Annotated in this window: 19 protein-coding genes and 1 tRNA gene; 4 read left to right on the top strand and 16 right to left on the bottom strand. The window is 44.3% G+C overall.

What is annotated here, in order from left to right; translation table 11 throughout:
• The first annotated feature begins 204 nt into the window (after positions 1–204).
• Positions 205–1,119, top strand: coding sequence for a YihY/virulence factor BrkB family protein (locus ACO0K1_RS08655; RefSeq protein ID WP_423024728.1), 915 nt, complete (start codon positions 205–207; stop codon positions 1,117–1,119).
• 97 nt (positions 1,120–1,216) lie between these two features.
• Here ACO0K1_RS08655 and ACO0K1_RS08650 read toward each other — a convergent pair whose 3' ends face one another.
• Positions 1,217–4,438 (bottom strand): PAS domain S-box protein, encoded by a 3,222-nt coding sequence (locus ACO0K1_RS08650; RefSeq protein ID WP_423024726.1) that lies wholly within the window; start codon positions 4,436–4,438, stop codon positions 1,217–1,219.
• A 589-nt stretch (positions 4,439–5,027) separates the two neighbouring features.
• Between ACO0K1_RS08650 and ACO0K1_RS08645 the strand changes: the two genes are divergently transcribed.
• Positions 5,028–5,309, top strand: a complete 282-nt coding sequence (locus ACO0K1_RS08645; protein WP_423024724.1) for a tyrosine-type recombinase/integrase — start codon at positions 5,028–5,030, stop codon at positions 5,307–5,309.
• Between the two features lie 348 nt (positions 5,310–5,657).
• The gene (locus ACO0K1_RS08640) at positions 5,658–6,074 is read left to right on the top strand and encodes a hypothetical protein (RefSeq protein ID WP_423024722.1); all 417 of its coding nucleotides are present in this window, start codon (positions 5,658–5,660) and stop codon (positions 6,072–6,074) included.
• A gap of 169 nt (positions 6,075–6,243) precedes the next feature.
• On the opposite strand, the gene ACO0K1_RS08635 is transcribed toward ACO0K1_RS08640, so the two are convergent.
• The 11 genes from ACO0K1_RS08635 to ACO0K1_RS08585 form a co-directional block, all read right to left on the bottom strand.
• Entirely contained in the window at positions 6,244–6,621 is a 378-nt protein-coding gene (locus ACO0K1_RS08635) for a hypothetical protein (protein WP_423024720.1), read from the bottom strand.
• Entirely contained in the window at positions 6,618–7,037 is a 420-nt protein-coding gene (locus ACO0K1_RS08630; RefSeq protein WP_423024718.1) for a DUF5681 domain-containing protein, read from the bottom strand. Before ACO0K1_RS08630 ends, ACO0K1_RS08635 begins: the two co-directional genes overlap by 4 nt.
• A gap of 77 nt (positions 7,038–7,114) precedes the next feature.
• Positions 7,115–7,804, bottom strand: a complete 690-nt coding sequence (locus tag ACO0K1_RS08625; RefSeq protein WP_423024716.1) for a hypothetical protein — start codon at positions 7,802–7,804, stop codon at positions 7,115–7,117.
• Between the two features lie 3 nt (positions 7,805–7,807).
• Entirely contained in the window at positions 7,808–8,179 is a 372-nt protein-coding gene (locus tag ACO0K1_RS08620) for a hypothetical protein (protein WP_423024714.1), read from the bottom strand.
• Positions 8,176–9,378 (bottom strand): AAA family ATPase, encoded by a 1,203-nt coding sequence (locus tag ACO0K1_RS08615; protein WP_423024712.1) that lies wholly within the window; start codon positions 9,376–9,378, stop codon positions 8,176–8,178. Before ACO0K1_RS08615 ends, ACO0K1_RS08620 begins: the two co-directional genes overlap by 4 nt.
• Positions 9,362–9,790, bottom strand: a complete 429-nt coding sequence (locus ACO0K1_RS08610) for a CHC2 zinc finger domain-containing protein (RefSeq protein WP_423024710.1) — start codon at positions 9,788–9,790, stop codon at positions 9,362–9,364. Before ACO0K1_RS08610 ends, ACO0K1_RS08615 begins: the two co-directional genes overlap by 17 nt.
• A gap of 2 nt (positions 9,791–9,792) precedes the next feature.
• Positions 9,793–10,023, bottom strand: a complete 231-nt coding sequence (locus tag ACO0K1_RS08605; protein WP_423024708.1) for a hypothetical protein — start codon at positions 10,021–10,023, stop codon at positions 9,793–9,795.
• Positions 10,020–10,232 carry a helix-turn-helix transcriptional regulator gene (locus ACO0K1_RS08600; protein WP_423024706.1) on the bottom strand — a complete coding sequence of 71 codons (213 nt, stop codon included), beginning with the start codon at positions 10,230–10,232 and terminating at the stop codon, positions 10,020–10,022. Before ACO0K1_RS08600 ends, ACO0K1_RS08605 begins: the two co-directional genes overlap by 4 nt.
• 429 nt (positions 10,233–10,661) lie before the next feature.
• Positions 10,662–10,847: a hypothetical protein gene (locus tag ACO0K1_RS08595; protein WP_423024704.1), complete on the bottom strand. Its 186-nt coding sequence runs from the start codon at positions 10,845–10,847 to the stop codon at positions 10,662–10,664.
• Between the two features lie 19 nt (positions 10,848–10,866).
• Entirely contained in the window at positions 10,867–12,132 is a 1,266-nt protein-coding gene (locus ACO0K1_RS08590; protein ID WP_423024702.1) for a tyrosine-type recombinase/integrase, read from the bottom strand.
• Between the two features lie 165 nt (positions 12,133–12,297).
• A tRNA-Ser gene (locus ACO0K1_RS08585) sits at positions 12,298–12,387 on the bottom strand.
• Positions 12,388–12,666: 279 nt separating this feature from the next.
• Between ACO0K1_RS08585 and ACO0K1_RS08580 the strand changes: the two genes are divergently transcribed.
• Positions 12,667–14,544, top strand: coding sequence for a GGDEF domain-containing protein (locus ACO0K1_RS08580; RefSeq protein ID WP_423024700.1), 1,878 nt, complete (start codon positions 12,667–12,669; stop codon positions 14,542–14,544).
• Positions 14,545–14,621: 77 nt separating this feature from the next.
• Here the strand turns inward: ACO0K1_RS08580 and serS are convergent, their stop codons facing one another.
• The 4 genes from serS to ACO0K1_RS08560 all read right to left on the bottom strand — a co-directional run bounded on the left by serS (position 14,622) and on the right by ACO0K1_RS08560 (position 20,438).
• A complete protein-coding gene (gene serS, locus ACO0K1_RS08575; protein WP_423024698.1) occupies positions 14,622–15,917 on the bottom strand; it encodes a serine--tRNA ligase in 1,296 nt (431 codons plus the stop codon).
• Between the two features lie 134 nt (positions 15,918–16,051).
• Entirely contained in the window at positions 16,052–17,362 is a 1,311-nt protein-coding gene (locus ACO0K1_RS08570) for a replication-associated recombination protein A (RefSeq protein WP_423024696.1), read from the bottom strand.
• Positions 17,363–18,025 (bottom strand): outer membrane lipoprotein chaperone LolA, encoded by a 663-nt coding sequence (lolA, locus tag ACO0K1_RS08565; RefSeq protein WP_423024694.1) that lies wholly within the window; start codon positions 18,023–18,025, stop codon positions 17,363–17,365. It abuts the gene before it with no gap.
• Between the two features lie 79 nt (positions 18,026–18,104).
• Positions 18,105–20,438, bottom strand: a complete 2,334-nt coding sequence (locus ACO0K1_RS08560; RefSeq protein WP_423024692.1) for a DNA translocase FtsK — start codon at positions 20,436–20,438, stop codon at positions 18,105–18,107.
• Positions 20,439–20,692 lie beyond the last annotated feature (254 nt).

Here is a 20,692-nt window from a genome sequence, read left to right as displayed (position 1 = left end):
CGGTGCAGAGTCATACTGTATTTCGCCTAATAGCGAGAGAAATCTCAATAAAATACAATGGACATCGTGCAGCTGATCGGCGACTATGCAACCATGTCACCCAGATAGTTGGTGTAAAAAAATGCTTGAATATAAACCATTTAAGATATTTATGGGATAGATATATGAATGGCAATTTTCTCAAAGTCAATATGAAGTATCTCCATGCGTCTCAATAATATCTGGACCTTGATAAAAACCGCCGGTCGCTCCTGGATTGACGATTATGCACAGTCGATGGGAGCGGCACTTGCCTATTACACTTTATTTTCGATCGCACCGTTATTGTTGATCGTCATTGCGATTGCTGGTCAACTTTTTGGCATTGAAGCAGCTCGTGGAGAAATTGTCGGCGAGCTACAGGATTTGATGGGGCCGTTAGGTGCCCAGGCGGTCGAAACACTACTTGAAAGCGCCCACGAGCCTAACGGAAACATTCTGGCGATCATTGTGGGAGCGATCGCCTTATTAATCGGCGCAACCAGCGTGTTTAGTGAGTTACAGGATGCACTTGATCGCATCTGGCGTGCCCCAAAACGTTATCGAAGTAATATCTGGAGCCTGCTGCGAGCCCGGTTGCTTTCGTTTGGCATGATCTTGGGAATCGGCTTTTTACTGATGGTGTCCTTAGTGGCCAGCGCAGCCTTGGCAGCATTCGGTAAATGGTGGGGCTCTTTTTTTACCCACTGGAAAATCATTGCAACGGTGACTAATTTTCTAGTCAGCTTCGCCTTCACGACCACTTTATTTGCCATGATCTACAAATTTATGCCACGTGCCAGAGTTGCCTGGTCTGATGTTTGGATAGGCGCAGCGTTCACAGCATTACTTTTTACCGTCGGTAAATCACTGATCGGTTTATACATCGGCAAGAGTGGACTCGCATCGGGTTTCGGTGCGGCAAGTTCATTAGTCGCCCTCCTCGTCTGGGTTTATTACTCTGCTCAGATATTTTTAATGGGTGCAGAATTTACTTGGGCCTACGCCAAGACCTTTGGCTCACACAAAAAACTATCAACTGTATCAACTGTATCAACTGTATCAACCTCTCATATGGCGCCAAGTCTAGATACTCAATAATCGATTATTGAGTATTGATTATTGAGTATTGAGTATTGAGTATTGAGTATTGAGTATTGAGTATTGAGTATTGAGTATTGAGTATTGAGTATCCATTTTATTTTAAAAATTCCCATTTGCGTTCAGCAATCCAAGACTCAACCCAGCCCTTAAGCGCTTTATTTGGCATCGGTCTGGCAACTCCGTAGCCTTGCACTAAGTAGCAACCCATCTTCAAAAGTTCAGCGCCGTGCTCCAGAGTTTCTACGCCCTCTGCAATTACTTGTCTCTTAAATGAACCCGCAAGATGAATGACTGCATCTACGATTCCGTGATCGTCTGAATCCGTCAACATATCACGCACAAAACTCTGGTCAATCTTGAGGGTATCCACTGGTAGTTGTCGTAAGTATGTTAGTGAAGAATATCCTGTCCCAAAGTCATCTAGCGATAGCCTGACGCCAATTTTATGGCATTCCGCAAGAATTTGAACCGTTCTCGGCATATCACTGATTGACACGCTCTCAAGAACCTCTAATTCCAAATACCCTTCAGGCACGTCGGGATACTCTGCTAGCATTAACCGCAAATCACTCAGAAAATCAGGATGCATCAATTGATTTGCCCCCACATTGACGCTAACTTTAATGGGAAAGCCCTCTGCAATCCAATTCGACACTGTACGCAAAGCGGTTGATATTACCCATTTTCCAATAGGATATTCGGCAGTACTACCTTCTACTTGCGGAAGAAATGTAGCAGGACTTAGTAAGCCCCGTTGCGGATGTTGCCAGCGTATCAGTGCTTCGACGCCGACGACTGCACCGTTTCGTAAGTCTACTTTTGGTTGATAATACAGGCTTAGTTCGTCATTCGTTAAAGCTTCATTAAGTCGACTAATAAATTCTCGTTGTTGTTGCGCCTTTTGATCGCTGTCCGGATCAAATAAATGATAGCGATTTCTCCCAGATTCTTTGGCGCGATACATGGCCTGATCAGCGTGACGTAACAAGGTGTCAGCATCCGAATGATCGTTCGGGTATAAGCTAACTCCGATACTTCCAGAAACGCTAATGACTTTCTTGTCGATGGTGATAGGTATTTTGATGGTATTTAATATTCTGTCTAATATGATTGAACATTCCTCCAGTCGTTCACAGTCATTAATGAGTAAAACAAATTCATCACCACCAAGTCGCGAAAGTGTATCCTCCGCCCTTAGTACCTGCTTAAGATTGGTGACAATCGCGACAAGTAAATCATCGCCGGCCTGATGCCCGTAATGATCATTGACGTATTTAAATCCATCGAGATCGATGTAGCAAACTGCCAACGATTTATTGTATCGCTCCGCTCTCACAATGGATTGCTGGAGACGGTCGAATAAAAGGCGTCTATTTGGTGTGCCAGTCAACGGGTCATAGTGTGCTACGCGATCCAATTCCGCTTCATGCTTTTTGATGCGACTAATATCCGAGAAAAAACCTATGTAATGCTCTACGTTATTTTTATTATCGACAACACTAGAAATGGACAACGACAATGGATAAGTTACTCTGTCTTTTCGGCACCCTTGAAGTTCACCAGTCCAATATTTATTCTGTCTCAAAGATGAATACAGTTGTTTATAAAATCGCCGTTGCGGCGCTTCTGCAAAGAGTAACTTGTATGACTTTCCTAAAACCTCTTCAGCCGCATAGCCAGTAATCCTGCTGAATGATGGATTTGTACGAGATATCATTCCATCTGTGTTGACGACCACAATGGCGTCAAAACTGTTCTCAAAAACCGTTGCGGCTTCCCGCATAGATGTTTCCAATTTTTTTCGCTCTGTAACATCGGTATGGGTTCCCGATAACATAAGCGGACTACCCTCATCATCCCACTCAACAACGCGCCCCCGCGTGAGTATCCATTTCCATTCGCCAGATTTGGTGATGCAACGAATCTCTTGCTCAATATTGGGTAACTTCCCCTGAATGTGCTTCAGAACATTTTCCATGACCGAGACAAGATCATCAGGATGAACTAATTTTTCATACCTTCCATTGGTAACATCAACTTCCTCCAACGCATAACCCAACATCGATGCCCATCGATTACTAACTTGTAACGAATTTGTCTGAATATTCCAATCCCAATATCCTTGTTCAGATCCATCAATGACTCGACTCAGACGTTTTTCGCGATCGATTAGATTTGCATACGTCTTTTTAATTTGGGTCGTGTCAGTTAACGTGCCGACCATTCTTGATGGGCGGCCATGCAAATCACGTTCAACAATTTTTGCCTGAGTTGTTACCCAACTATCTGTGTCGTCGTACTTTGTCGCTAAGCGATAGTCGAACTCGATATATTCCGTATTACCTTTGAGGTAAGTTTCAATAGTTTTTAGCGTTTTTTCGACATCTTCCGAATGTATCGTACGCTTGAAGAAATCAAAGTCGTGCGTATCTTGGTCGGGCTTGTTACCAGTAATTTTCAAATAGAAGTCAGATCGATATATTTTTCCGGTGGTAAGATCCCAATCCCAAAGGCCACTATTTGTCGCCGCCAATGCTAATTCCAATCGTTGCCGCTCGATCATCAATGGCGTAATGTCTTTGACGATTTTACATGCGCCAATAATTTCCCCATCCGCATTACATATCGGCGAACTTGTCACAGTAACATGTATCATTCGACCACTTTTGTGGACGCGAATTGTCTCAAAATGGTCGATTTTTTCACCATATTCCAGCTTTTCAAGAATGAAAGTTTCTTCATCGATCCGATCTGGTGGAAACAAACGCAAAATTGATCTACCAAGCATCTCCTCTGCCTGATAGCCAAACATGACTTCCGCTGCAGCATTCCAACTTGTCACAATTCCGTCTAACGTCTTGCCAATTACGGCATCATCTACCGAGTCGAGAATAGCTTGTATGAGCTCAGTCTCATTTTTATTGGCTACTTTTGATTTCAAACAAAGTTCAGTTACCGTCACGTCTCTCGCAAAAGAAATCACGGAAACAATTTTTCCAGACGTATCTCTTTCTGCGATCAGATGTGAATGAAAGTCGCGATTGCCGTCGGGTCCCGGGAATGTAAATGTCAGGTCTCTTGTTTCACCAGTACGAAACACGTGCGCCAACGCTTCATCCCACTGTGCAACTAAGTTTTGAGGCATACCTAATTCGGAATTCGTCTTTCCAATGAAATCCGTTGGTTTTAGGCCAGTGAAATTTTCAATGACTGAGTTAACGTAGGTATGTCTCAATTTAGGATCGAACATTGCCACAATATCAATACGAAAATCAGTATATTGCGAAATATATCGTGGGCGTACAAAGCGTTGCATGTTTAACCCTCCATAACTCATTTGAAACCATCGGGAGAACTGAGATTTTTTGCGTTTTCATTTTATTGAACGGTTGCAGTACCTCCCCAAAAAAGCAATATTACTTTCCGCTTTGGAATCTCTCTTGGAATACTTTCTAAGCTCAATATTTTTGCAAAAGCCTCTATTTCTAATGATCTATTTTTTCATCAATGTGGTTTCAATATAGTTCATAGTTTCAAAATTATCAATTTATTCAACAAATATAAAAAATTTCTCCCCAGACAAAAGCCGTAACAGATTTCGGCTAATGTTGACTTTCAATTTCAGCCAATTTTTTGGCTATTGATCGTAAAATTTTTTATTTTCCTTATGGCACTACGTCCGAAAACCAGAGCACTTTTCTTCAGATATGGCATTGTTGAGTCAGGTGTCAAAAAGTAAAGTGCCTGTCGTTAAGATGCTAGGACATTCGCTTTGCGAAGCCCCATAGAAATCAAAACGTGACCTTAAACGCATGAATCCGTGCGACTAAGTTGATGTATCAGATGCGACAAGTAGCGAGAAATTGCGCAAGCAAAGAAGCTAGGGCATAAGTCAGAATTGCGTTGTGCCGATTCATCCTCGATTAAATGTCATTGTGAAATACTTGCCTTTTAGTTCAAGTAGGATTTGTCTACAAAGAATTGTTCGTAGAGCAATGGATAAAGCTGGATTTAATCATATGCACTTCCACGACCTGCGGCACTCAGCGGCATCGATGCTGATTAATAACGATGTCGATTTATTCACTGTAGGCGCAATCCTTGGACATAAAGATCAGCGCAGGACAAAAAGGTATAGTCACCTCGCGACTGAGACATTGACGAAGGCTATTTTTAAGATCAGATGACGGATGACAAATTTCTACCGCCACAAAATAAAAAAGACCGCATTTAGCGATCTTTTTAAATCAGCGGAAACCCGCATGAATACTGGCGGAGGGGGGAAGTCGAAAGATGTCTTGAAACCCGCATATATATTGATTATCACCATTTCTTATTTCATAAATGGAAGCACTTATGGACGAACGATTCTTTCCTTACCATCAATCGATCGAGAAAATTTTGTCTTTCAAAAGTTGCCATTTAAATCACCGATAATATTTATATATTAAAGTTTATTTATCAATAGCTTTATTGATTTATGGTGCATTCGATATGGTGCTATATTGATAATATTTAAATATGAAGGAATAAAAATGGTCACAAAAGCAAAGTCGACAAAAACGGCACCCGCGAAACGTAAAGTTTCTGACCCAAATGTAGCGTGGCCATTTCCAACTGAGGAACCTGTCCGAAAAACAACTCGAAACGCATCACCTTCGATGACTGCACCAAAAGCAAAACTTAAGGACTCACCAAAAAATGCCAAAGCCGAAGTAGCAGTGACTAACAAGCCAGTCCATTCAGTAAAAGCCACTCTTACAAATTTAGAACTAGCCAAAGCTAAATCAGCACTCACGCTGGATTTATTTGCAAATAAATCAAAACTTGGCACGTTAGAAGTTGGTAGCGGTTCGTTTTATTGGACAGGCAGAAACCGTCAAAAATCAAAACGGATTGATTGGAGTACGTTCGCTGAACTGATGAACAAGCTCGCTTACCCAGTTGATTAACAAACAGGCATCATAAACTACCCGCCTTCTCCAACTGGATTTTTAATGTAATTGTGTTGGGGGGGCTTTTTTAATTAGTGCGATTTATGACATCAGTAAAGCCACCTTCGGCATTGGATAATAATCATTCAGTGGTTCAATTGTTGCTAGTGAAAGTCAACTACTGCACTCAATATCGGCGGTACAGTCTTGCCATTGTTTGAACAACGCTCATCGCCGTTGTGTTCGCATCGAATAAGTCAACATCGCTCACAGATGCGAACACAGCATTATCATTTTCTGTTAACGTCCCTGCCGTAATTCGTTCGTCAAGTTGAGTAATTGATTTTTCAAAGTAAATTGATTGTTCAAAGTAAATTGATTGTTCATAGTGTTCGCGGGTATTAGGCGGTATTCCCTCTGGTTCTGATTCAGGTAATGCCGTGCGCAATGCTTCAAATATGCGACCATATGCAGCCTGTACCACATTTTCTTTGGCAATAGATGCACCATAAGTACGGCGAAATTCCAGAACGTTTAAACGCCGTACCATTTCATTTGGTGTCATGTTATTGGCTCCAATTTTTCTAAGGCTGCAATCCGTTTGGCTAGCTCGTCAATTTCAACAACTCGCGCCAAACTACCAACGGCACCAATCAATGCAGCACCTTGAGTGGCTGCCAGTTCACCAGATGCAACAGAGGCCAATATAGCTTTACCTTGCTCAGTCAATCCTTCAGCGGGTAGTTTGATAGGTTGCGTTTGTTCTGCTGGTCTGAGTGGTGGCAAAACGCGCTCAATCAACAACTTTGCCGCACTTACGTCGCCTGCCATCGCCTTTTGCATCAACACATTCAATAATTCCGGTATCTGTTGTTCAATCACTTTCCGCAACTTGGCAACTGACCCCGTGCCAGTTGGCCTGCCTTTTGGATTGCCACTGACACCTGCATCCCATCCCTTTTTTTTCTTTATTTCGGCCATTTAGCCTCCTGTTAAGTAACTGATAAAACAGAACAGTCCAACAGTCGATAAAAACTGTTGGACTGTTGGCCTATTTGTTAAGCATAGGGAATAGCATCGATACCAAGATAGCTTCGTTCATGTTGGCTAGCTATTTGATGATGTGCAACGTTCTTGACACTTTCTAGCAAAGCAAGATGATTTCGCGTCTTTTGAAGTTCATCAGCATGATTTGGTGCGAGTCGTGCAGCCATTAAATCGCGGAGAGTCGCTGCCTCAGCGGGTGTCGTTAAAGGCTTCAGTTTGCTGGCAGTCAAGCAAGCGTGCAATGTAAGGTCGTCAGAACCATCGCGAGCCATCTTTTCAAGTTCAACATGACGTGTAAGTGGGTCAATTTCCGATGCAAGTTCTCTGCGGTGAATCATTTCTAAGGTGTCTGACTGTGACGGGGTCATGTTCACACTATTAGCAACTGCATTGGCTTGAATTGCAGCACGTTCCTTCAAATCATTGATGCGGCGGCCAGTCAGTGCGGTAATTTTTCCATCCGTTTTTTTGATTAACGCAATGCGGCGTGATTTCTTTCCATTTTCATTCAGGTCTACATCTGATTTAATGGCTGTATCTTCATCGAAATGGTCGCTGAGTGCGTTTTTAACACCCTCCAGCGATGCTGATGCTCTTTGGTTATCGGCTTCATCAAGTGCTGCTTGTTGAAGCTGGCTGTCCCATTGCTGACCAATTAGGTCAGAAGCGTTGTTGCTGTTGTAGACGTTATTGAATGACATAATTTAATTCCTTAATTTAGAGTGATTCTGGATTTCATTTTGAAAGTACCGGATTGACTCTGGTACGGCTGCCAATGCTTGACACTTTGCAGCTTGAATAATTTGTTGCGTGGCTTCTTCCGTAAAGTTGTAAAGCGTTGAGAATCGTTGAATGAGCGTGTGCAGTTCAGTCACATGGGCAGAAGTAATTCCACAGACATATGGGGTGTACTCACCTTCGCTGAGATAATCCAAAAGCTCAGCTTTATGTGGTCGTAACTTATTCGACAAAGATTTAACTGCTTCCGGTGCACCACGTAATTTGATATTTATACCGTCCAACTGGATAGAAACGCCAGCCTCTAAGCACTCGTTAATCAGACTTTGCGTTGTCATAAAATTACTTCCGTTGGTTCGTTGAATGTGTTGCTTTTCGTGCGAAGGTGCTCATTTTTATCGAAGATGCTCACACTTTTTATATGAGCATCTTCGGGATTTTTTGAGCACCTTCGGTAATTTTGCTCAGAAAGTTCCCAACTCCACCCAACATTCATTCCACCTTTGAAAGCAATAATTCCAAGTGATTTTTGAGCGCGTCGGATAGTTGCCCATGCGTAACCAGCTCCATCCGCATCAGCCTTGACCTGCTTAGTAGGTAATGCACCACCTGCAAGTAAATCCTTTAGAAACTGTTCAGCATCTTGTTTTTCGCTACCATCTTCACCATCGGTAATTTCAACGTCACCAAGGATTTCACGCGCAGTGCCTTCGATTTTTCCAGCCCACATTACGCATGTTGTTTCAATGCCGCCATCAATCGTTTTCAGCGCAATGTTATAAGCAACGCCGCCGTTGTCAGGTGCGATGTTAGATTTTGCTCGGGCTAAAACACGTTTCTCGCTGTCCTCCTCTTTAGCTGTAACCAACACCATGCGAGCAAGTGCGCCAAACGCCTGAGAGCCTATTACGCGGTCTTGTGGCGACTTTCCTGCACCACCCTTGGCAAAGTGAGTAATTCCGATAACAGCGCATTGGTTTTCGGACGCAAAATCAACCAGTGCCTGTAAACTCCGGCGCACATCATTAGCGCGGTGCATATCGCCAGCAACAGCGGAAACGATTGGGTCAACAATCAATAACGAAACACCGCCAATTTCGGCAACAGCAATCTTTAATGATGAAATATCTTGTGCAGGGTCAAACGGAAACTTTTCCCCATTTTCCGTAATACCGTTGATAAAAAAGATTTTATTCAAATCAGCACCAGACGCAATTAGACGGGGCACAAGCGTATCTTCTGGATTATCTTCGCTCGACCATATCAAAACATTTCCTCGCTTTGCACATGATGTTTCATCAGGCCATTTCCCGCCGGAAGTCAAAACTGCAGCCAATCCCAAAGCTAATGTAGTTTTCCCTGTACCCGCCGCACCAGCCAAAATTGTAAGCTTGCCACTTGGAATCCAGTTAAACCAAAGCCATGTAATTGCAACTGGTTTTATTGTTGAACCACACAAAATATCGACTTTACGATTAAGAGATTTCTCAGAAATTGAATCAAGCTGCAAAGCACCACGTTCAGTTGTAGTTAGCATTTAATATCCTTAATCCGGCCTGCAATCTGGAAGCGCATAACAGTAAGCGCGCATGGTCAATTTCACTTAAGTATTCACCTGAAGCCATGACGGTTGAACAGTTATATGCAACTAGAATTTCAAAGGCCAGTCCATTCAAAACATCGCTTGAGTTCCAACGCTTCTTAATTAATGGATAGTGATGATTAGTCGGCTTTGGTGGATATAAAGCACTAAAATCCAATCCGATTGCATCCAAAATTTCAACGGCAGAACAGAGCGCAAAACAATGCAAAATTACGCGCCCATCTTCTAATTCACGAATTACCAAAGAAGGCGACTTGTCATCGTGCGCTGGACAACATGCTTGCCATTTATCCACACCAGTTTTTTTAACTTTGTCCAAAGCTTGAAGTAAGGTTTCAATGCTCATGGCTATCTCACTTCGATATGCTTCTGAATTGCACGGCAAAACCCGCGTATCGTGGACAGCGTTTTTATATCGGTGATTTCTGGAATGAGAAATTTAAATTCAGAATATAAAGTATCTGGGTCAGCGAAATGACTTTGAACAGTCGCTAAAAACATCGTCGCCGTTTCTTGACCGATGATATTGGACGTGATTACATCGGCCATTGGTGAAATGCTGGATGGTTGATTGCTCATGATTTCATCCCTGAATCGCGGGATGCAATCTGTTCGTTAATCCACTGGTCAATTTCGGTGCTTACCCAGCGCACGGCCTTACTTCCGACACTTATGCTGCGTGGGAAGCGGCCAGCGGCCATTTCGTTATAAATGAACGTTTTTTCAAAGCCTGTCATTTCACTGACTTTGGCGATTTTGATTAATGCTACAAGTTGATGCATTGACATGTTTTGCCTCTCTGGTAAAAGGCAGCACAAGATTTAAGCGTAATAGACGCGTAAAAAAGTATCTGTTATGCTCAGGGACGTGAAAAGGCCTTATGGCTTATCCACATTTCATTTTGTGCTGCTGTCGCGGTAGTTATTAAAATGAACCCGAAGCCATCAATATTAGGAGTATTGGTGGCTTCACCTTTTCTACTTTACGGAAGTTTCAAGTACATAAACTTCCATAACGAGACTTTAACATTTAATTTTTTTCTATCAATGTATTTTTCGAAATATATTTTGTAAGTCATTGAATTTAAAGGATTAAAAGTGTATCTACCAGCTACCATTTAGAATCTAAGACTATCTTTCAGATACGCCATTAATACTAATAAGTTGCCACTAAATGGATACGAATTAAATCCTTTTAGCCTAATAATTCAATAATAATCAAAGGGTTGAATATGCTGCAATCTCGGCACCCAGAGTTGCCTTAAGTTCACGAAGTGGCCTTTTAATTAAGTCTGTCCAGTCCGAATCTTCATCACTCAATACGTGCGACAAAGCGGAAAGTTGAGCAATTTTTTGTTGTAACACTGCATCACTGCCTAAAGATTCTTGATTAGTCGTGTTCATTTGGTCGCCTTGTTGTTGGTTATGCTGCCGATTTGTTGAAATTTACTTCTACTACCTTACCCGCTGCCACTTCATCCAAGTAATCTGCCCAATGTTGCATCATTGCTTTTCTGGCCTCTAAAAACTGTGCTCTATCATAAGCACTAGCAATTTTATCTTTGTGAGCGTGGGCTAACTGTCTGTCCACAATATCATGCTGATATCCCAATTTTTCCTTGAGCGTGGTCATTGCAAGTGCGCGGAAACCATGTGTGGTCATCAAACCTTCATAGCCCATTCGATTGATTGCCATGCGCATTGCATCGCCGCTCATAGGCTGCTCATGGTCACGTTGGTTGGGCAAAATGTATTTACTACCACCAGTAAATTTATGCAGTTCGCGCAATAACTCCAATGCTTGACGAGATAAGCAAACATGATGGTCAGTGGTGTCAGGATTCATGGTGAGTTTGCCGCGCTTCATGCGTTGCCAAGGGATTACCCACTCACCTGCTTCAAGATTAATTTCGCTCCAAGGGGTAGTACGTAGCTCACTACTACGAACAAATATCAACAGCATTAGGCGTATTGCAAAGCGAGTTGGCAAATAAAGTCTCGCGTTATTCTCTTTTAACGCATTCAGGAACGCAGGTAAATCATCCGGTGAGATTGCCGCGAAATGCTTACTTTTAATTGGCTTCAATACTTCTTTTAAGTCTGCCGCCGGATTTCGATTATCAATACCGTGTTGATTTGCATAACTAAATACACGTGCACAGGTTGCTTTCAAACGATGAGCAACTTCGCCTGCTCCCCGCTGTTCAATTTTGCGCAAAGCGGCAATCATTTGTTGATGTGTAATACTGCCAATTGGCAGCTTACCAATTTCTGGAAATATGTCTTTTTCCAGTCGATTGATAGTCTCCCTAGCAGTTGATGCACTCCATGCAGGCAATCGTGTGTTATGCCATTCGCGCGCGATTTTTTCAAATGTATTTAGCGCGGCATCTGTTGACAGTTGTTTGATTTGGTCGCGATGAATTGCAGGGTCTGTGCCAATAATAAGTAATTTCCGTGCTTCAAGTCGTTTGGCTCTAGCATCTAAAAGTGTCACTTCAGGATAACTACCGAATGTCAGACGATTGGTTTTCCCATTGGCTTGTCGATAAGCCATGCGCCATTTCTTCGCACCGGAAGGGAAAATCTCAAGATACATGCCCTGACCATCAGCGATTGTATAAATTTTCTCTTTTGGCTTGGCAGTACGGCACTGAATATCGGTCAGTGGAGTCGCTAGTTTGGGCATTTTGCATCCATCGCGGTGTTGTTTGTACTTCCATGCAACCAAGTATGGATGCTAAAGATGCGGAAGTAAATACACCACTACGGAGCATAGAGAACAAAAAAGTCGCCGTTCTATAGCTAGAAGGGCGACTTTAAGTGCTGTTACGTACTGCTAAATACATGTTCATGGCGGAGAGGGGGGGATTCGAACCCCCGATACCTGTTACAGTACGCCTGATTTCGAGTCAGGTACATTCAACCACTCTGCCACCTCTCCGGCTTTGGTTGTTCGTGTAAAACGAAGCCGTCGATTATAGCAAAGAAATCTATTGTTTCCTAGCATGCCAAGATTTTCGCCGGTCAGTTTTCATTGATGGGGCAAAAGTTGACCGTAGTTGGCTTTGCAGGGGTTCACCGGAGATACAAATTAAATCTTTCTATACATCAACTTTGACATCAAGATGTAACATTTTTTAACTATATTTCCAAGTAGCATCTTATTTCCGCCCTCCATTACCTATGAAGCGCGGCTTTTTGTATTTTAGGAATGGCTTCAATGGATAGTGTACTAGCGGCAAATCTTATGCCCGATTTCAATCAACCCCACACAGGTGACGATCACCAAAGTATTTCCGCTGCCAATGATGCGGGAGTGAATACGGTGCTGTCGCAGCTACAGCGTATCATTGAACAACGCATGCTGACCGCGCGTTTTCAGCCGATTGTCGAAATGCAAAATGGCGATATCCTCGGCTACGAAGGCCTCATCCGTGGGCCATCGGACAGTCCGCTGCACTCCCCTATCAATTTATTCAAAGCAGCGTCTGAGAATGATCTGACGGTGACCGTTGAGCATTTATGTCGGCGCGTGGTGCTTGAACAATTTGCAGCGCAAAAGTTACCTGGCAAATTATTTCTCAATGTGAGCCCGGAATGTTTAATCCAACGCGATGTTCGCTATGGCGAAACGCTGGACTACATCCATGAACTCGGTATCAATCCTGAACGGGTGATCATTGAACTGACTGAGTACCAACCGACTCATGATTATGGTTTGTTATGCGACGCCGTGTTTCATTACCGTGAGATGGGCTTTGAAATTGCCATTGATGATCTTGGTGAAGGCTTTTCCAGTCTGCGCTTATGGTCTGAACTAAAACCTGAATACGTCAAAATTGACATGCACTTTATACAGGGCATCGACCATGATCAGGTCAAGGCCCAATTTGTACGCTCGATTCAGTGTATTGCCGAAAAATCAGGCACGCGAGTCATTGCTGAAGGGATAGAAACCCAGGCCGAGTTATTGACTGTGCGAGATCTTGGTGTAGCGTGCGGTCAGGGATACCATATTGCGCGGCCACATCCGACCCCAACAAGGGCTATTTCCGCCGAAGTTGCCAAAGTATTGACGGCACATAATGCGCATTCGATGCGGAAGAATTCATCGAATTTTGAGCAAACAATTGCCATCGAAAAAATTCTTAAAACATCGCCAACCATTCCTTCGAAGATGGTGAATAACCAGGTTGACGAAATTTTTTTGCAAAATCCAAAATTACAATTTCTTCCGGTCGTTGATAACGGCACACCGATTGGTATCATCAATCGTTATCAGATGATTGAACGCTTTGCGCGTCCGTATCAGCGCGAACTTTATGGCAAAAAATCGTGTAAAGAATTTATGGATGCGCATGCTGTTGTTGTCGATAAAAACACCAGTATGCAAGATGTCAGTCACATCATCGTAGAGACCAATCCTGACCACCTGATCAACGGTATTATCATCACCGATCAGGGGCAATATCTTGGCATTTGTACAGGCCCCGATTTGATGCGTGAGATTACGCAAATGCAAATTACCGCTGCACGTTATGCGAACCCGCTAACGCAGTTGCCAGGCAATGTGCCGATCAATCAACACATCGAAGACTTACTCGAAAAGAGACATGACTTTAGCGCCTGCTATTGCGACCTCGACCATTTCAAACCATTTAATGATGTGTATGGTTATCGTCGCGGTGACGATATCATTCAATTGACGAGTGAAATTCTGAAGCAGCATTGTGATCCACAACTTGATTTTATTGGCCATATTGGCGGTGATGATTTTATTATTTTGTTTCGCAGCGAGGATTGGGAGCAGCGCTGCAAAGATATCCTACTGACTTTTGAAAAAGAAATTCACTACTTTTATAGTAATGAAGATCGTGAGCGCGGCGGTTATCTAAGCGAAGACCGACAAGGGAAAAAAGTGTTTTACCCGTTGGTTTCGCTATCACTTGGCGTGGTGAAATCGAGCTTGAATAAATTTTACTCGCATCATCAAATTTCTATCGCAGCGTCAGATGCAAAAAAACAAGCCAAAAAAATTCATGGCAACAGCTTATTTGTCGACCGGCGTGCGGAGAATGAATCCAGCGTCATTAGATAAAAAAATCCCGCATTATTGTCATTTTGCGGGATTTTTTTCTGGGTTGTCGCTTACTTTTCGCAAGCGATTTTATGAATTTAAGCTGCTGGTTGCAGCACTTCTATTCCACCCATGTACGGCCGCAAAGCAGCAGGAATGATCACAGAGCCATCAGCTTGCTGGTAGTTCTCCAAGACGGCCACCAAGGTCCGGCCCACTGCTAATCCAGAACCGTTCAAGGTGTGCACCATTTCTGGCTTGCCCTGCGCATTACGGAAACGGGCTTGCATACGACGCGCCTGAAATGCTTCCATATTTGAGATCGACGAAATTTCACGATAAGTATTTTGTGCTGGCAGCCAGACTTCCAGATCAAAAGTTTTAGCAGAGCCAAAACCCATATCACCAGTACACAAGCTGACGACGCGGTAAGGCAACGCCAATTTTTTTAATACCGATTCTGCGTGTCCCACCATTTCATCCAATGCAGCCATCGAATGGTCAGGATGAACGATCTGTACCATTTCAACTTTATCAAATTGGTGTTGACGTATCATGCCGCGTGTATCGCGGCCATAGCTGCCCGCTTCAGAACGGAAACATGGCGTATGTGCTGTCATCTTAATTGGCAAAGCGTCAGCAGGGACAATTTCGTCGCGTACGGTGTTAGTCAAGGTTACTTCTGAAGTGGGGATCAGGTACAGGGTTTCGCCCTCACCTTCTTGTCCGCCTTTTTTTACGGCAAACAAATCTTCTTCGAACTTAGGCAATTGACCGGTGCCGCGCATCGAATCTGCATTCACCATGTACGGCGTATAGACCTCGGTATAGCCATTTTCTAATGTTTGTGTGTCGAGCATGAATTGCGCTAATGCACGATGCAAACGTGCCATGCCGCCTTTCATGACTGAAAAACGTGAACCGGTCAGCTTGACTGCCGTATCAAAATCTAAGCCCAAAGCCGCGCCGATATCAACATGATCTTTGACGTCAAAATCAAAACTGCGTGGCGTACCAACTTTACGCACTTCAACATTGTCGGACTCGTCTTTGCCAACCGTCACCGATTCGTGTGGAAGGTTCGGAATCGCCTGCAAAAATGCAGTCATGCTTTGCTGCACTTCGGCCAAGCGCACTTCAGACGCTTTTAACTCATCGCCAATACCGCCGACTTCGGCCATCACTGCGGACGCGTCCTCGCCTTTGCCTTTAAGCATGCCGATTTGCTTGGACAAGGTATTGCGTTTGCCTTGTAATTCTTCAGTACGAGACTGGATCTGTTTGCGCTCTGCTTCCAGCGTATTAAAGCTAGCCACGTCTAATTGAAATTTGCGAGTCGCTAAACGCGCCGCAACGCTATCAATATCTTTGCGTAGGAGTTGAATGTCTATCATAGTAATTTAATGCCAGGTTTTTGAAATGGAGCCAATCGTCTATTGTAACAAGCCTGACCGATTTCCCCTAAATTTAAAGCGGAATGTTTGCTTAAAAATTATTTTTATAGCAATAATTTACGTTTTAGAGGCATCTACGTTTTAGAAGCATCTTTATCCAATTGCCGCAAAAATGCTAGTTTTTCGCCGATTTTAATTTCCATGCCACGTGGTACCGGGCGATACCATGAATGATGTTCCAGACCTTCGGGTAAATAGGTTTCCCCGGCGGCATAGGCGTCAGGTTCATCATGGGCATAGCGGTACAATTTGCCGTAACCCAGTTCTTTCATTAATTTGGTCGGCGCATTGCGTAAATGCTCTGGCACCACGCGCGATTTATCTTTGGCGATCAAGGCACGCACTTCGTTATAGGCCTTGTACACTGCGTTTGATTTTGCCGCACAGGCCAGATACACCACAGCTTCTGCCAGCGCCAGCTCGCCTTCTGGCGACCCCAGACGTTCATAAGTTTCTGCGGCATCCAACGTAATGCGCAATGCGCGTGGATCGGCGAGACCAATATCTTCTGCCGCCATCCGGACAATGCGCCGCGCCAGATAACGCGGATCAGCACCGCCATCCAACATCCTCACGAGCCAATACAATGCGCCATCGGGACTGGAACCGCGCACCGATTTATGCAATGCTGAAATCTGATCATAAAATGCATCGCCACCTTTATCAAAGCGTCGTAATGCATCACCCAGGCATTCTGTTAGCAACAACGCGTCGACCAGAACAACTTGCTTGGCATTGGCAGCGTGTGCCACAATATCGAGATTATTGAGTAATTTGCGTCCATCACCGTCGGCACTGGCAACCAGGCTTGATCTAGCTTCAGGTGTCAATTGCAAACCACCCAGTTCGCGTTCGCAAGCACGATCTACCATTGCTGCCAGATCATCCTCCGTCAAGGACTTTAATACATACACAGCAGCACGAGACAATAAGGCGCTGTTGACTTCGAATGACGGATTTTCTGTCGTTGCCCCAATAAAGGTAAATAAACCGCTCTCAACATGCGGCAGAAACGCATCTTGCTGACTCTTGTTGAAGCGATGCACCTCATCGACAAATAAAATGGTCCGACGACGTGAATTAGCTTGCACGATTTGCGCCCGCTCAACAGCTTCACGGATGTCTTTAATGCCTGACAGCACGGCTGACAACGCGATAAATTCGCATTGAAACGCATCTGCCATTAAACGTGCCAAAGTCGTTTTACCGACACCTGGCGGCCCCCACAAAATCATCGAATGCGGCTCACCAGAAGCAAAAGCCAGGCGTAAAGGTTTTCCCTCACCGAGCAAATGTTGCTGCCCAATAACCTCTTGCAAAGTAGCCGGGCGCATGCGCTCAGCCAATGGTGTTTGTTGATGACTGATCGGGTATGCTTTATTCATTTATTGACGAAACACATCAGCCCCGGCCGGGGTGATAAATTTGAACTGTTCAGCTTTGATGGCTGGATTTTTTTCCAGATTCTTTAAGGTGATCAAGGATGCCTGACCGAAGCTATCGCGCAATTCCAGAGCGTAGGGAACGCCGTCTTTCATTCCAATACCGATATGCTCAAATTGGCTGTCTTTTTCTTTAGCTGTTGCTTCCAACCATTCCAGACCTTGCTTGTCAGCAACGTCTTTCAGAGTGAAATTCTTTTCTAAATCAGCCGTACCTGCACCAGCAAACAAGATTGCAGCCGGACTGGAGCCCAGCGCATTGCCTAACTCTTTGATAGTCAGTTGATTTAAATCTTTATCATAGATATAGAGTTTCTCACCATCGGCTTGCAGCAGTTGCTCATAGGGCTTTTGATACGCCCAAATAAACTTACCAGGACGCAAAAACACAAAGTATCCGCTGGAAGTTTTTGTAATCTTAGGCACGCCATCAACCACTTTCACCTGCTGCTGCGTAAAGGCCCCTTTAGCACTTTTTGAATTGTTAATGAATGATTTAAATTGTTCGACTGCCGATGCATGGGCGCTCGTAGAAAAGACGACCAGTGCACTTGCTGCGACCAGACAGGCCGCTAAATGACGACAGAATATACTTTGCTTGTTCACTATAATTCCTATTTGATTGAGACTCGTCTCCAAGCAGTCGGGACAAAATGCTGGATACTGAAGATTAAATAATCAGCGTTTATTCAGCATTGCCAACAGGCACCAAAATTTCCCGGTTACCATTGGACTGCATGGTAGATACGACCCCACTTTGCTCCATTTGTTCCAACAAACGTGCGGCGCGATTGTAACCAATCCGTAGATGTCTCTGCACCAACGAAATTGAAGCACGGCGATTCTTTAATACAATCGCTACCGCCTGATCATATAAAGCATCGGCTTCACCACCACCCACACCTTCGGTTGCAGCACCAGCTTCGCCGCCCTCTTCCAAGCTGCCACCTTCCAGAATGCCTTCAATATAATTGGGTTCGCCTTGTGCTTTCAAATACTCAACGACACGATGCACTTCTTCATCTGAAACAAAGGCACCGTGCACCCGTACTGGCAGGCCGGTACCTGGTGGCATATAGAGCATATCACCCATACCAAGCAGGGCTTCAGCCCCCATTTGGTCAAGAATCGTGCGCGAATCAATCTTACTACTCACCTGAAACGCGATACGCGTCGGAATATTTGCCTTAATCAAGCCTGTGATCACGTCAACAGAAGGACGTTGCGTCGCCAAAATCAAATGAATGCCAGCAGCACGCGCTTTTTGCGCGATCCGGGCAATCAACTCTTCAACCTTTTTACCAACCACCATCATCAAATCTGCCAATTCATCGATAATAATCACGATGGTCGGCAGTTTATCCAGCGGCTCAGGTGCGTCGGGTGTCAAGCTAAATGGGTTGGGTATAAGCTGTTCTTTTTTGATGGCTTCGGCAATTTTGACGTTATAGCCAGCGAGATTTCGTACGCCTAACTTGGACATCAATTTATAACGCCGCTCCATCTCGGACACTGCCCAGTTCAGAGCATGCCCTGCCTGACGCATATCCGTAACTACAGGTGCCAACAAATGTGGGATGCCTTCATAGACAGACATTTCTAGCATTTTAGGGTCAATTAAAATCATCCGCACATCGTTTGGGTCTGACTTGTACAGTAAGGATAAAATCGTCGCATTAATACCAACAGATTTACCCGAACCGGTGGTACCTGCGACCAACAAATGCGGCATTTTAGCCAAATCGGCTGTCACAGGATTGCCAGCGATATCCTTACCGAGGGCAATTGTCAGACTCGACAGTCCATCATTGTAGAGCTTGGAACCGAGAATTTCGGTCAAACGCACGATCTGCCGTTTCGGGTTCGGTAATTCCAAACCCATATAATTTTTACCCGGAATCGTCTCGACAACGCGGATAGACGTCAACGATAGGGAACGCGCTAAGTCACGTGCCAAATTTACAATCTGGCTACCCTTGACGCCAGTCGCTGGTTCAATTTCATAACGAGTGACGACAGGGCCTGGGTACGCTGCGACAACCTTAGCATCAACACCAAAGTCGGACAATTTTTTCTCAATTAAACGGCTGGTAAATTCCAGTGTTTGAATACTGACGGTTTCTTGTACTGGCGGCGCATCGTCAAGCAAGTTCAATGGTGGCAAATTAGTATCCGGCAGTTCATTAAACAAGGATACCTGCTTCTCTTTTTCTACCCGCTCAGAACGCTGTACTGCGACCACCTGCGGCTCAATGCGGATAGGTGCCGCTTCGACGATTTTTGCTCGCTCTTGAACCACCACTTCTTCACGTTTTACGGCTGCAGTCTGACCAAGACGGCGATCCTCAGCGGCCGAATACTTATTCGTGATAAAAATAAAAACACTCTCAACGCCGGTACCAATTTTTTCAGCAATAGTGAGCCACGACACTTGGAAATACAAACTGAGCCCTAGCGCCATGACCAGCAATAAGACCAAAGTAGCGCCGGTAAATCCGAGCGCAGTGAATGCGGCGCGGCCAATCAAATCGCCTAAAACGCCACCTGGCGCCAAGGGCAACGGGATACGCAGGGAGTACATTCGTAAATATTCAATCCCCATGCTACCGGTCAACAGCATGGCGAAACCGAGTTTTTGGATGATAAGTTCGGTTTGTGTGACTTCGGGCTCAGGTTCGGCAGATACCAGATAACGATTTGCCAGCTTACGATAGGCCTGCCATACCTGCTTAAGGCCAGCAACACACCACCACCAAGTTGAAAAACCGAAAACGTAAAGCAAAACATCGGCCAGCCAAGCGCCAAATCGACCACCAATATTATGGATTTTCGGAACGACACTTGATTGTGACCAGCCCGGATCCGCCTTTGAATACGTGATCAAAACCAAAATGAGGCAAATACTTAATGCGGCGAACAAGATCCAGCGTGCCTCCATCAATAACACGACCATTTTGTTTGGCAATGGCGGTGGCGGCGCTTTGTTGTTGCGGGTATAGGCTTCGTTACTTGTAGTCATAAATCAGGAAAATGTTCATCCAGACAACCAAAGTCTGACACGATAGCATGTTAGAGGGCACTCGCCAAACTTAGTGCGCCCTGCCAAGCTTTTAGGGATAGACTATAATTTACCCCTGTGTTCGCTTTAATGAACAAAAGATGAGTAAAAAGTAAGAAAAAAAAGGCTATATCGTAGTTTAGTGCATATTTAACGTGCTGCAATGCCACAAAAACGGCCTGCCGGTACATTGTTACTGCTTGATTTTTTTCGCT

Origin of the sequence: Undibacterium sp. SXout20W, from assembly GCF_049340285.1 — a bacterium.
Lineage (GTDB): Bacteria > Pseudomonadota > Gammaproteobacteria > Burkholderiales > Burkholderiaceae_D > Undibacterium.
The sequence above is the reverse complement of the archived record's forward strand: the minus strand, read 5'-3'. Positions and strand labels throughout refer to the sequence as shown.